This is a genomic window from Steroidobacter sp. (genome assembly GCF_036406195.1).
Lineage (GTDB): Bacteria > Pseudomonadota > Gammaproteobacteria > Steroidobacterales > Steroidobacteraceae > Steroidobacter.
The window spans coordinates 185,296-198,119 of sequence record NZ_DASWVW010000027.1 but is presented as its reverse complement, the minus strand read 5'-3'; the positions used below and the strand labels follow the sequence as shown (position 1 = coordinate 198,119).

At 63.1% G+C, this 12,824-nt stretch carries 11 protein-coding genes; 7 read left to right on the top strand and 4 right to left on the bottom strand.

From position 1 onward, the window contains the following. Positions 1–25: 25 nt before the first annotated feature. Together VGE08_RS12470 and VGE08_RS12465 are read right to left on the bottom strand one after the other, a co-directional pair. Complete coding sequence (locus tag VGE08_RS12470; RefSeq protein ID WP_331068219.1) at positions 26–2,563, bottom strand: LamG domain-containing protein; 2,538 nt, start codon at positions 2,561–2,563, stop codon at positions 26–28. A gap of 14 nt (positions 2,564–2,577) precedes the next feature. Then, positions 2,578–3,795: a hypothetical protein gene (locus VGE08_RS12465; protein ID WP_331068218.1), complete on the bottom strand. Its 1,218-nt coding sequence runs from the start codon at positions 3,793–3,795 to the stop codon at positions 2,578–2,580. 569 nt (positions 3,796–4,364) lie between these two features. Between VGE08_RS12465 and VGE08_RS12460 the strand changes: the two genes are divergently transcribed. From VGE08_RS12460 to VGE08_RS12430, 7 genes are read left to right on the top strand one after another with little or no spacing between them, the layout of a single operon-like run. Then, a complete protein-coding gene (locus VGE08_RS12460; protein ID WP_331068217.1) occupies positions 4,365–7,070 on the top strand; it encodes a hypothetical protein in 2,706 nt (901 codons plus the stop codon). Continuing rightward, a complete protein-coding gene (locus VGE08_RS12455) occupies positions 7,070–7,858 on the top strand; it encodes an outer membrane beta-barrel protein (RefSeq protein WP_331068216.1) in 789 nt (262 codons plus the stop codon). Before VGE08_RS12460 ends, VGE08_RS12455 begins: the two co-directional genes overlap by 1 nt. Next, a complete protein-coding gene (locus tag VGE08_RS12450) occupies positions 7,825–8,532 on the top strand; it encodes an outer membrane beta-barrel domain-containing protein (protein WP_331068215.1) in 708 nt (235 codons plus the stop codon). Before VGE08_RS12455 ends, VGE08_RS12450 begins: the two co-directional genes overlap by 34 nt. Positions 8,533–8,591: 59 nt before the next feature. Continuing rightward, positions 8,592–9,086: a TlpA disulfide reductase family protein gene (locus VGE08_RS12445; protein WP_331068214.1), complete on the top strand. Its 495-nt coding sequence runs from the start codon at positions 8,592–8,594 to the stop codon at positions 9,084–9,086. Positions 9,087–9,134: 48 nt separating this feature from the next. Further along, the gene (locus tag VGE08_RS12440; protein ID WP_349258690.1) at positions 9,135–9,335 is read left to right on the top strand and encodes a DUF4266 domain-containing protein; all 201 of its coding nucleotides are present in this window, start codon (positions 9,135–9,137) and stop codon (positions 9,333–9,335) included. 8 nt (positions 9,336–9,343) lie between these two features. After that, on the top strand, positions 9,344–10,528 hold the full coding sequence (locus VGE08_RS12435; RefSeq protein WP_331068212.1) for a DUF3570 domain-containing protein: 1,185 nt from the start codon (positions 9,344–9,346) through the stop codon (positions 10,526–10,528). A 20-nt stretch (positions 10,529–10,548) separates the two neighbouring features. Then, positions 10,549–11,565, top strand: coding sequence for a DUF3187 family protein (locus VGE08_RS12430; protein ID WP_331068211.1), 1,017 nt, complete (start codon positions 10,549–10,551; stop codon positions 11,563–11,565). Between the two features lie 81 nt (positions 11,566–11,646). Here the strand turns inward: VGE08_RS12430 and VGE08_RS12425 are convergent, their stop codons facing one another. Beyond that, complete coding sequence (locus VGE08_RS12425) at positions 11,647–12,042, bottom strand: hypothetical protein (RefSeq protein WP_331068210.1); 396 nt, start codon at positions 12,040–12,042, stop codon at positions 11,647–11,649. A 223-nt stretch (positions 12,043–12,265) separates the two neighbouring features. Continuing rightward, positions 12,266–12,691 (bottom strand): hypothetical protein, encoded by a 426-nt coding sequence (locus VGE08_RS12420; protein WP_331068209.1) that lies wholly within the window; start codon positions 12,689–12,691, stop codon positions 12,266–12,268. Positions 12,692–12,824 lie beyond the last annotated feature (133 nt).

Below are 12,824 nucleotides of genomic sequence, written 5' to 3'. Positions count from 1 at the left end.
TTCGCCTTGTTTTGAGACCGGGCCGTTACTGAACCAGTGTCGCGGCACTGCCGAGAGCGGCACCGCAAGCGGCCGTGATGACCTCGGTGGTGCGGTCGCCGGTGCCACAAGCACTCGCGGTACAGAGCGTCGTGACCAGGCCTCCGACCGCGGCATCGAACTCAGCCTGTTGTGGCTGCGTGGTCGCCGAGCCGATCGTCTTTCCGCGCAGAGCGTTCAACAGCGCAGTGCCGTCGGCATTCAGTGCGCCCGCCGCCGTCAGCGAGCCGTTGAAGTCCACCGCTCCTCCGAAGAACGTGTTACGCAGCGTATTGTCGTTCACCAGCTCGTTGCAGTACGTCAGCGCCAGCTGCGCAACCGCGGTCTGATGCGAGGACAGATAACCCTGGATGTCGTGCACCGCGGGCAGAGACTGACGCACGTTGCCGTACGAACGCTTCACGGCTGTGTTGTTCGGCGAGACGCCGGTGATCGCGGCCATCGTTGCATTGATGCCGTCGAACAGCTTGACGCCAATATCGGAGCTCGGCTCCGCCACGACCAGCGGTGGCGCCACGCCCGGAGTGTATTGCGTGCAGGCGTTGGTCTCGGTACCGAGCGCATCGAAGCACAGGAAGAATTGGTCCTGCTCCGCGCCCATCTCCATCGGCACGAGCGTGCCTATCGAGGACAGCAACTGGCCGGTCTCGGGCGAGTAGTCGGCACTGCTGATGGTCATGTCGAGCAGCTTGTACGCCTGGCCTACCTGGATCTCGGCGCCGTTCACGCCGATGCGCATGCCCTTCAAAAGAATGTTGCCCGGCGTGGCGTTGGCATCGAGGCTGATGAACTTCGGATTGTTGAACAGGTAACTGGCGTTATCGAATTCCGAGGCTTCGAACATGATGTACGCCTTCGGCACGTCGATGAGGTGCGACACGCCGAACAGCAGGAAGAATTTCTCGCCCACGCCAGCTTCAAAATTCTGCTGGATCTGCGGCAGGGTCAGCGCGCGATTGTGGACCGCCACCAGGCGCACCACGCCCTGCCACTGACGGTTGTTGCTCACCTCGTTACCGATCACGAACGCAAAGCTGTTGTCCCACGAATCCAGCGTGCCGCCGCCGGCGCCGTCGACATCGCCGGTGAATTCGCCGTTGACGTAGATGCGGCGGCCGTTGACCGGATCGAAGGTCATGACCACGTGCTGCAACGTGGCCTGCAGTACCTCGGCATCGGGGTCGGTGGACAGGCGCGGTGCGCCGTTGCCGTCGGTCTCGCTGCTGCGGCCGGCGAACTCATAGTTATAGAGCTGCTGGCCCATGGTGAAGTTGCGAGCGCCGGTGCTGCCGGAGTAGCTGACGATGCGCGCGTCTTCCTGCGTCACGTTGCCGGGCGCGACCCACGCTTCGATCGAGTACTCGCCCGTCGCGGTGATCAGCTGATGGAACTTGCGGCTCGCCGTGGTCGACGCCTGCGCCTTGCCTTGGCGAATGATGATGCCCCAGCCGCGCTGCCAATCGATGTCCTCGCCGGACAGATTCAGATCCGCCGCCGGTGCGACGCCGCTGGTATCGAACGCGACGGTGCCCCTGCCGGTCTTGAATTCGTAGAGCGCGATCAGGTTGTTCTCGTAACGGTTGCCGCCGCTCGCGACGGTGCCTTCATAGAGAGTGAGCGCCTTGCTGAGCATGCCGGTGGGCGTCCCGTCGGGGGCGATGAGATCGGCCATGGCCTGGATGGCGGTGCGCAGCACCTCTGCGTCCGCCTCGCAGTCGCTGGTCCAGCAGTTGTGCTTTTCGTTGCCCACGCGAATCACGAAGCGCGATTGCGCCGGATCGTTCAGATTGATCTTGGGAATCGATGCCTGATACGCCAGCAGGTACTCCGGCGAGCTCTCGATGTCATCATCCGTGCGGCTGCCCGCCGCGAAGAACGGCGACTGCGCCGTCGCGGAATCCGCCTGGTGGCAGTTCGAGCAATGCTGGTCGAGCAGTGAATAGACCTCGAAGAAACCCTCCGGCGGAGTGGCCGGGAAGCGCTTGCTGCCGCCCGGATCTTGCGGCGTGGGTTCGAGCAGCTGGATCTCTCTGCCGCCCGTTCCGGTCGAGCCCACCCACGCGCCGATCCAGCGCGTAAGAATGGTGGCGCACGCTCCCGGATCCGCCAGCCAGCAGTTGTGGCCGCCCGCGACCTTGGTGACCAAGATCGACAGCGCCGGGTTCTCGCGATTCACGGCCGTGTTGGCTTGTTGAAAGGCCTGGTTCACGTCGTCGGTGCGCAGGAAGGTCGGCGCCTGCCCGCCCGCGTTGTGACATCCCTGACAGCCGGCCGTAGCCAGCGCCGGTTGCCAGAACTCCACGCGGAACGCCTGGACTTCCGCCGTTGCAGGCACTGGACCGGAGTAGTCGCTGCCGTTGCCCTGCGCCGGAGGCGCCGCATTTTCGGTGGTCTTGGCGCCGCCGCCACTACAGCCGGCCAGCACCAGGACGCCAAGCGCAGCGACCGCGGCGAAGCGCGCGACCTTGCGAGCCATGCTGAGATTGTGAGCGCGCATTTGTTTGTTGTTGCTCGTGATGTTCATGACGATCACCGGGCTCATTGGCCGGCGCACTGCGCAGCCACCCGCGCGAACACTCGCTGCATGCTGCCGTCCGCATTGAAACCTACGCCGATCTGCCGGACCGCCTCGGCTTCCGCGCTCGAGCTGGGCGAGCGGAAGCACACCTTGCGGAACGCCTTCTCGGCCTGGCACTGCGCGAACGCGCCGCTATTGGCGAGCTCCTGACCCAGGCTCTTGGCGCCGTTGCCATGACCGGTGCCTGGGCCCCACCCGAGCACATTGACGTCGTTGCGGCCGGGCAGGCGCATGCGGTTGTCCCAGGTATCATCCGTGGTGACATAGCCCGGCTTGAAGTTTTCGGAGTTGATCAGGTACTTCGGCTGCACCTGGCCCGGCGTGTAGACCAGGCGCTGCACGGTCTCGTCGAAGTCGTAGAATGCGAAGGCCTGCGCCATCGAGTCCATGACGTTGTGGCAGCCGATGCAGTTGTTGTTGAACACGCTGCTGTCGCCGCCCGGGCTGCGCGTCACGTCCTGGCGAATGCGATCGGGCGGCAGCGACGTGTCGTGCACCTGCTCGAGGTCGCGGCACAGATGGTTCAGCATCGTGAAGCGGAACATCGCGCGATTGGTGCCGTCGATGAAAAACGCCTCGGCGCCGGCGCGCGAAGTAATGACGCCAGCGGTCGCGGCGGCAGGCAAGCCGTTCAGCGACGACTGCGCGGTGAGTTGCAGGGTGCGCAGGTCGACGTTGTTACTTTCGAGGTCGTCGTAATGTTGATTGCTGGTGGCCGAGTACGGGCGGATGTTGCCGCCGGTAGCACCGACGTAGACCACGTCGTCCCATAGCACCCGGCGGAAGTCGAGATCGTCTTTGACCAGGCCGACGACCGTGGCGCTGTAGTCGTTCAGCGGCGCGAAGACGGACTGGTCGCGATTGGTCCAGGGCGAGGCCCAGTTCTTGAGCGTAACGGAGTAGAAATTCTTGGAGTGCGGCTGGTCGGGATCGATGATGAAACGCGCAGTCGCTTCTCGGCTCGCCGCGCTGGTCGGCTCAGCGCCGAGCATGGCCTGCAAGTCATCGAGCAAGTCCTCCGACGGCGAAGTGCCGGTGAGGCGCTCATACATGCGCCGCGCCTGTTCGCGCGGACCGGCCAGCGCCTGTTGCCCCCACGCCAGACTCAGCAGCGCCACGCCCAATGCGGCCGCCCGCGCCAGTGGCGAAGTGCCATCGCTTCGTTTCATGTTGCTCATGCAGCTCGTTTCCCCACCCAGGGATGGACGCTTGTCCGCGCCGATCGATGTCTTAAGGACCACCCGCCCTACCAATACAAAGTCGGTTGTCCCCCGACATTCGCAGGCGACTATACGGTCGTGTTTTCAGCCAGTTAACTGTCTCAATCGCCATACGTCGCGCGGCGGAGACAGTGTCGGACACTTCGCGCGCGCGTGTAGTCTCGCCGCCACGATGCGCATTCCGCGGATCCGGGCTGCATTCAATAGACTCGGCCGCGACTGGAATGTGAGGTGCTTCACGCAATGCCGCGAATCACGGCAGATGAGGCCCAGGAATCAGGGACCATCGCGCTCGCTCTGTGACTCGCTTAACGGCTGGCGAAATATGTCGCGTCGAAGATTGGCGCCCCGCCGACGTAGCGCTCCCGGGATCAACGTGGTCGACATCGAAGTGCCTGACATCGACTTGCCTGACAATGTTTGGTTGATCGATACACGACATCCGGAGTAACGCTGCAATGAGTCATCAGGCGCGTCACCATGCGTCGAACCGAGCCCCCGTGCGCAGCGGCGCGGTCGTGCTCCTCATGAGCGCGATCGCGGCAATGCTGGGCGGCTGCGACAGCGGCAGCGGCGGTACCGATGTGACCATCGGCAGCGGCCAGAACATGGACCCGGTGACCCTGGATTTCCCGGTGTTCTACGTGAAGCGGCCGGTGCCCGATCCGGAGGACGACGAGCTGGCCAACGTCGACGCGCGCGAGCTGCTGCGCTTCGAGATCGGCGCCGACCTGTACATGCGCGACCGCGCCTCCACCTCAGCGCCCGAAATCAATCTCACCGGCGAGATCACCCAGGGCCTGGGCGACATCCGCGACGTTGATGTGAATTACGACGGCACCAAGGTGATCTTCTCGATGCGCGCCCGCTTCATCGAGAACGCCGACGAGGAAGACCAGCCGACCTGGAACATCTGGGAATACGACGTCGTCAATCGCACGCTGACGAGGATCATCGCGTCGGACATCGTGGCGGAAGAAGGCCACGACATCATGCCGCACTACCTGCCCGACGAGCGGATCGTGTTCAGCTCGACCCGGCAGCAGCAGGCGCGCGCCATCCTGATCGACGAGAACAAGCCGCAGTTCGCCGCGCAGGACGAGAACGACAACGAGCCCGCCTTCGTATTGCACGTGATGGAGAAGAACGGCACCAACATCCATCAGATCTCGTTCAACCAGAGCCACGACCTCGACCCGGCGGTGCTGGCGGACGGGCGCATCGTGTTCACGCGCTGGGAACATCACATCGACGACAATCAGTACGACCTGTACACCGTGCGTCCCGACGGCTCCGATCTGCAATTGCTGTACGGCGCGAACAGCCACCAGACCGGCACCCCGGTGCCGCCGGCCAACACGCCCAGCACCATCCAGTTCCTGATGCCGCGCCCCATGCAGGACGGCCGCATCTTGTCGCTGGTCCGTCCGTTCAGGGGCACCGGTGAGGGCGGCGACCTGATCCTGATCGATACCCAGACCTATGTCGACAACACCCGCGCCGCCGCGGCCGCCAACCTGGGCATGACCGGGCCGGCGCAGACGCGAGCGTTACCGACCGATGTGCGCACCATCCCCGGCCCGTCGCCGGGCGGGCGCTATCGGGCCGCCATGCCGTTGTTCGACGACTCCGGCCGGCTGCTGGTGAGCTGGTCGCAGTGTCGCCTGGTGGAGAACAACCGCATCGTGCCTTGCACCGCCGACCGTTTGCGCAACCCCGATGCCGTCGAAGCGCCGCCGCTGTATGGCATCTACGTCTACGACGTGCGCGAGAACACGCAGCGCCCCATCGTCGTGCCGCAGGAAGGTTTCATATACACCGAAGTGGTCTCCGGCTCGCAGCGCGTGTTGCCGACGGTGATTCCCGATCGCGTGCCCGGCGTGGACTATCCAACGACGCTACAGGCGGAAGCCGTTGGCGTCCTGAACATCCGCAGCGTGTATGACATCGACGGCGTCGACACCGCGCCGGGCGGCATCGAAACCGTGCGCAATCCCGGCAATGCCGGCTATGCGACGCGGCCGGCGCGCTTCCTGCGCGTCGAGAAGGCCGTTTCGATTCCGGACGACGATACCTACGATTTCTCGAACACCGCGTTCGGCCGGAACCGCGCCCTGGGCATGCGCGAAATCCTGGGTTACGCGCCCATCGAGCCGGATGGCTCGGTGAAGGTGAAGGTTCCTGCCAACGTTGCCTTCTCCATCAGCGTGCTCGATGCCAAGGGTCGGCGACTCGGTGGCGCGCTGGGCGGCCGTCACACCAACTGGCTGCAACTGCAGGTGGGCGAGCAGCTGACCTGCAACGGCTGTCACAATGGCAACTCGGCCACGCCGATGGCCCATGGCCGCTTCGGCATGACCGAGTCCGTAAACGCTGGCGCGCCGACCACCGGCAGCCCGTTTCCGAGTACCAACCCGGCCCTGTTCGCCGACATGGGCGAAACCATGGCCGAGACTCGCGCGCGGATCATGTGCGCGGGCGCCTGCCCGCTGAGCGTGGACCTGGCCTTCAAGGACTACTGGCCGGCGACGCCCCCGGCGACCAATGAAGTGGATGCGTGTTACGCGGGCGGCGCGAACAACGTGCTGACCGATCCAGTCAATCCGACCACCTCCCCCTTCATCTGCACGGCCGCCAACGCATTGCCCGGCGGAATTGTCTTGCCGGTGGCGCCGGCCTGCCGCACCGAGATCAACAGCCTGTGCCGCATCACCATTCATTACGAGCGGAATATTCATCCGCTGTGGGGCGTGGACCGCATCGTCGATACCGACGGCGATGGCATTGCCGATGCGAACAACCGGTGCAACAGCTGTCACCAGCCGCTGAACGCGGGCGGGACGCTGGACGTGCCGGCCGGGCAGCTGGATCTTTCCGACGGTCCTTCCGAGGAGGAGCCGCTGCATTTCAACTCCTATCGCGAACTGTTGTTCGGCGACCGCGCCCAGCAGCTGAATGCCACCATGACCGAGCTGGAGGACATCTGCGACCGCAGCGTGGTGGACCCGGTCACGATGGTGGAGACCTGCGTCGAATTCCGGCAGGTGCCGGCTTCGATGAGCGCCGCCGGCGCCAATGCCTCGGCGCGCTTCTTCAATACGATGGAAGGTCGTACCGTGGGGACAGTCAACCATAGCGACTTTATGTCACCAGGTGAGTTACGCTTGGTGTCCGAATGGTTGGACATCGGCGCGCAGTACTTCAACGACCCGTTCGCCGCCCCGGAGAATTGATGTCTCGGTCGCTTACGCCGCACAGGTGCCCGCTCAACTGGCTATGGATGCTGTTGCCTTTTATTTTGGCGAGCGTGCACGCGGCGGAAGCCGCCGAGGACCAGGGAGATGATCAGGCGCACAAGATCCTGATCGCCGATCCGTTCATCGAGCTGCACACCGGCCCGGGCCGCGGCTATCCCGTCTTTCACGTGGTCGAGCGCGGCCGCGAGGTCGAGCTGGTCAAGCGCCGCACCGACTGGTTCCAGCTGCGTACCGACCAGGGCATCGAAGGCTGGGCTTCCCGCGACCAGATGATCGCGACGCTCGAGCCCACCGGCGAGCCGCTCGACCTGCAGGAACCGGCCCGCGAGAACTACATGAGCCGGCGCTGGCAGGGCGGCATCTCGGGCGGCGACTTCGACGGCGCCAGCGAGCTGTCGGTGTTCGGCGGCTACGCGTTCAGCGACAACCTGTCCATCGAGATCGCGCTGACTCACATCCCCGGCGAGTTCTCCAACAGCTACAGCGCCACCATCGGCCTGATGCACCTGTTCGCGCCCGAGTGGCGCCTGTCGCCCTACTTCACGCTCGGCACCGGCATCCTGTACACCGAACCGAAGACGAACCTGGTGCAGTCCATCGACCGCGACGACCAGATCGCCTATGCCGGCGTCGGGCTGCAGTTCTATCTCACCCGTCGATTCATGTTGCGCTCGGAATATCGCCATAACATCGTCTTCACGAGCCGCGACGACAATCAGGAAGTGGACGAATGGAAGTATCTCGGTTTCGCCTTCTTTTTCTGAGCGTTCTGGCGGTCACGGTGCTGCCGGGCTGCTCCCTCATCGGTGGCCGTGACGACGGCCGGCCGGAACCCGTCGCGCCCGCCGCCAACGCCGAGCCGCTCACCGGCGAGCCGGATCAGCGGCCCATCATCGACCCGCAAGTCGAGCGCCGCGAGATCAAGCGTCCGCGCATCGACACCGAGGACTTCGAGCTCGGTGCCTATGTCGGCGTGCTCAGCATCGAGGACTTCGAGAGCAACGTGGTGTACGGCGCACGCCTCGCCTATCACCTCACCGAGGACTTCTTCCTGGAAGGCACCCTCGGCCAGTCGCGCGCCGGTCGCACCAGCTACGAAAACCTGTCCGGCTCGGCCGACATCCTCGAGGACGACGATCGCGACTACACCTATTACGCGCTGTCCATGGGCTGGAATGCGCTGCCAGGCGAGATCTTCATCGGCAAGAACCGCGCTTATAACAGCGCGTTCTACCTGGTCGCCGGCATCGGCAGCACCACCTTCGGCGGCGACGACCGGTTCACCGTGAACGGCGGCTTCGGCTTTCGCGTGCTGCCCTCGGACTGGATCGCCGTGCACTTCGACGTGCGCGACCACATCTTCGACACCGACCTGCTGGGCGAGAAGAAGATCGTCAATAATCTAGAAGCGCATCTCGGTTTGTCGATTTTCTTCTGAGCGACGATACCTGTTGAGAAATTGTTCTCTGCGGGTGTGTCTTGAGAGGATCGTCACTCATGTCGATGAGCAAATGGATGCGTGCGCTGGCGCTGTGCGGCGCCCTGGTTGTTTCTTCACTGGTCGGCGCCAGCAGCATGATGGCACCGTCGTTCACCTTGCCGTCGCGAGCTGGCGACAGCGTGTCGCTGGAGCAGCTCAAGGGCAAAGTGGTGATGCTGAATTTCTGGGCAAGCTGGTGCGGCCCGTGCCGCACGGAAATGCCGCTTCTCGAACAGATGCACAAGCGCTACAGTTCGCTCGGCTTCACCCTGGTGGGCGTGAACGTGGAAGCGAACACCGCCGATGCGGAACGCTGGCTGAAAGACACTCCAGTGTCGTTCCCGGTGCTGTTCGATCGCGACAGCAAGGTCAGCAAGCTGTACGACGTGAGCGCCATGCCGAGCACGGTGTTCATCGATCGCAAGGGCAACATCCGTTACCTGCACAAGGGTTACAAGCCGGGCGATGAAGGCGAGTATCTGAACCAGATCCGCGCGCTGCTCAAAGAATAGTCGAGGTCGAACGTGACTAAAGGAATCGCGGTCAAGCTGACGCTGGCAATGGGCGCGCTCTCGAGCCTCTGCGCCTGCGGCAACATCGAGCCGTGGGTGAAGCCCTACGAGCGCCAGCAGCTGGCCGATCCCATCATGGCCGCGAATCCTCATCCGATCTCTTCGGCCTATATCGACCACGTGTGGGAAGCTCGCGAAGGCGCGCGCGGCGCGCTGGGTGGCGGCGGTGGCGGCTGCGGCTGTAACTGAGACGACACATGAGCTTGTTCGCCAACCTTTCTTTCCACGTGCGCGCCACTGCGGCGGCGGTCGTGTTGATGCTGCCGCTGACGGCGACAGCCGGCGTGCTGGCGGATGATCGGGCTGACGCGCTGTATCACCGTTACGAAGGCGGCGGCGTGACCATTCACGGGCCCTCGGTCCTGGTCCGCAAGAAGATGGCGGAGAAGTACGCCGTCAGCGCCAACTACTACCAGGACCTGATCACCAGCGCGTCCATCGACGTCGAGGTGAGCGGTGCGAGCGAGTACAAGGAAGAGCGCGATCAGTACAGCCTCGGCTTCGAATACCTGCGAGGCAAGACCACATACAACCTCGGCTACACCAACAGCAAAGAAAACGACTACGAAGCCAACACCGCGAGCTTCGGCCTGAGCCAGGATTTGTTCGGCGATCTGACCACCATCTCCATGGGCTTCTCGCGTGGCTCCGACAAGGTGCGCAATGCCACCGATCCGTCGTTCGAGCAGGACATCGACCGCCGCAGCTATCGCGTCGGCGTGTCGCAGATCCTCACCAAGTCCCTGATCACCTCGTTCAACTACGAGGTGATCACCGATGAAGGCTTCCTGAACAATCCCTATCGCTCGTACCGCTACCGGAGCCCCAGCGGCGATGGATTGTTCATCCTCGAACGGGAAATCTATCCGCGGACCCGCACCAGCAATGCCGCGGCGTTGAATGCTCGTTACTTTCTTCCCTACCGGGCCGCGGTGTACGGCAACTATCGTTTCTTCACGGATACCTGGGGCATTCGAGCGGACACGTTCGAGTTGGGCTATGTCCACCCGATCAAGCAGCAGTGGACCCTTGAAGCACGCGTGCGCTACTACCAGCAGGACAATGCGGACTTCTATTCCGATCTGTTCGACCGGGTGAACCAGCAGAACTTCCTGGCGCGCGACAAGGAGCTGTCCACCTTCAACAGCGTGGCTTTTCGTGTCGGGGCGAGCTATGAATTCGCTCAAACCGGCTGGCGCTTCGTGAAGAAAGGTTCGCTCAACTTGTTCTATGACCGGATCGAGTTCCAGTACGACGACTTCCGTGACGCGCGCTTCTCGCGCCTGCCCACGGACGATCCGAACTTCCGCGCCGCAGGCACCGAACCGCTATACGAATTCGGCGCCAATGTGATCCAGGCGTTCGTGTCGATCTGGTTCTAGAGAGTCGCAAGCTGCGTCTCGTGGCGAGCGCGTCGAAAGGAGCTCGGCCGGTTGCGCCCAGAGGCGCGGCCAGTGTTGGTGCTCTCGCCCTGCTGCTGGCTTCGGCCGTCACGCACGCCGATCCGGCGGCCGATACGGCCGCGCCCTTCACCATTCGAGACCAGAATCCATTGCTGGCCGGCTTCGGCCTACCAGTTGCCATGCCCTCGCGCGCTCCCGATCGCTTTGCCGCGGGCATGGTCATCTTCTGGGGCAGCACCGCCCTCGCGCAGGAGCAAGGCAACGAGGAAATCCTCGTCGATGCTGAAACCCGCGAAGCGCGCCTGACGCTACAAGGCCCGATCTCGGATCGCCTCGGTTGGCAGGTGCAGCTTCCCTATCGATACACCGGCGGCGGCACCCTCGACGGTTTCATCGACAGCTGGCACGACATCTTCGGCCTCTCCGAAGGCGTGCGGCCCCTCCTGGCCCACGATCAAACAAACATCGTGTACTCACGCTCGGGTGTGAGGCGGCCGGATATCAGCGCGTCGGCGACCGGTCTTGGCGACATCCAGGCCGCGCTCGGCTACTCGCTGTATGCGTCGGCCGACTCAGCCGTCATGGCTTGGCTCAGTGTCGACCTACCCACCGGCGACGAAGACAAACTCACCGGCAACGGCGCGACGGATGTTTCCTTGGTTCTCTCCGCCCAGCATCGGCTGAACGAGCGCTGGTCGGCGTTCGGACAGGTGTCCGGAACGTGGCTCGGTGAAAGCGACCTGCTACCCATCGATCAAGACAGCGTCGCGTGGAGCGCGATGGCCGGCGTCAGTGTTCGCGCTTGGCGCGGCTTATCCCTCAAAGCGCAACTCGATGCGCACACGGCGATCTACGACAGCGAGCTGGACATTCTCAACGAAGCCGTCGTGCTCACCGTGGGCGGCGACTATCGTTTCGCCTCGGGCTGGCGGCTCGATCTGGGCGTCAGCGAGGACCTGGCGGTCGAACATTCGCCGGATGTCGTGTTCGTGCTTGGTTTGAAGCGCAGCTGGTAGCAGCTTTTCTCGGAATCGGCAGTTTCTAATGCCGCGGCGAGCTCATCTGCGCCCCTGATTCCCAGGTGGTAACGCGCTTGTTCAGGGCTGCATAGTGGGTAACAGAGCACTGAGTAACCCAAACAGCGCAGCCATCACCAAGAACAGCAAACCCAACGCCACCGCAGTCAGCTTGGCGCCGCCGCTCCACCCAACAACCTGTCCGTCCGCTGCCATGGCGCGGTTTCGAAAGAACCAAGAACCGAGCGCCAGATGGACAGCAACGCCCAGCGGCACAGCCAACGGCATTGGCGCCTCGCCTACGTACAACGACGCCGCGCGAACCAATACCGACAGTACGAGAATGAGCGCAGAAAACTGGAACGCTCGCGACCAGCCAACACCCGATGCTTTGGTTATCCGTGCAGCGAGTCGCACGAATGCCGCATACATGCACAGAACCAGCACCAGCGGCAAAAACTGAAGTATAGATTGCATTATTTCTCTTCTTCCTGACTTAGTGTCCCATGCCCCGTTCTATTCTCTCTGCATGAACATCCACCGATGCCCCTCCAGATCCTCGGCTCGGTAGCCGACCTGCCAGGCATCAGACTCATAGCCCGTTCAAGCGTGGCAGTACCTGCCGCGGCGTACTTCTCGGGATACCGTTCCGATCGGCCACGAAGCAGTGCCAAAGCATGCGTGTCCATAATTTGTCTCCCTAGAACGGGTAGTCATCGTGCCTCGTCACAGCCAGGATTTCTTCGTCGTTCTCGAACACCTTGACAACGGCATTGATGATCTCCAGGACATCCCTGGACACATCGACGGTCCTGAATTTCGACCACGACCATCGACTTGCTTCCCTAACCGATGGCATTAGCGCGTATCTCTCCGGATCAGCTACGGCACCCGGGTCAGAATAGATACATAGGCCCATCTTGAAGCCGTTGCGCTCAACCTCGAGCCACCAACCCCAGTCTTCATTGCAGAAGGACGGCACACCGATACCGACCGCTGGCAATTCCGCTTTCAGGTAGTTGCATAGCGCCTTGCCATACATGCGCTCGTTCGCCAGCTCGTCATCCTCTCCTTCCAGAGCAGGAAATTTCTTCGTCTCAATGACCACGCACGTTTGGGGAATCATGCGCTCTGCACCCGACTTGTATATAGCGCGCCCAAGCGCGGCGGTCCCTGTCGTGGCGCCTCCCTGGGTACCGAAAAGGCGCGGTGTATCCCCCATTGAGCACGGCTGTGTCTGCCGCTTTCGTCCGATCCCT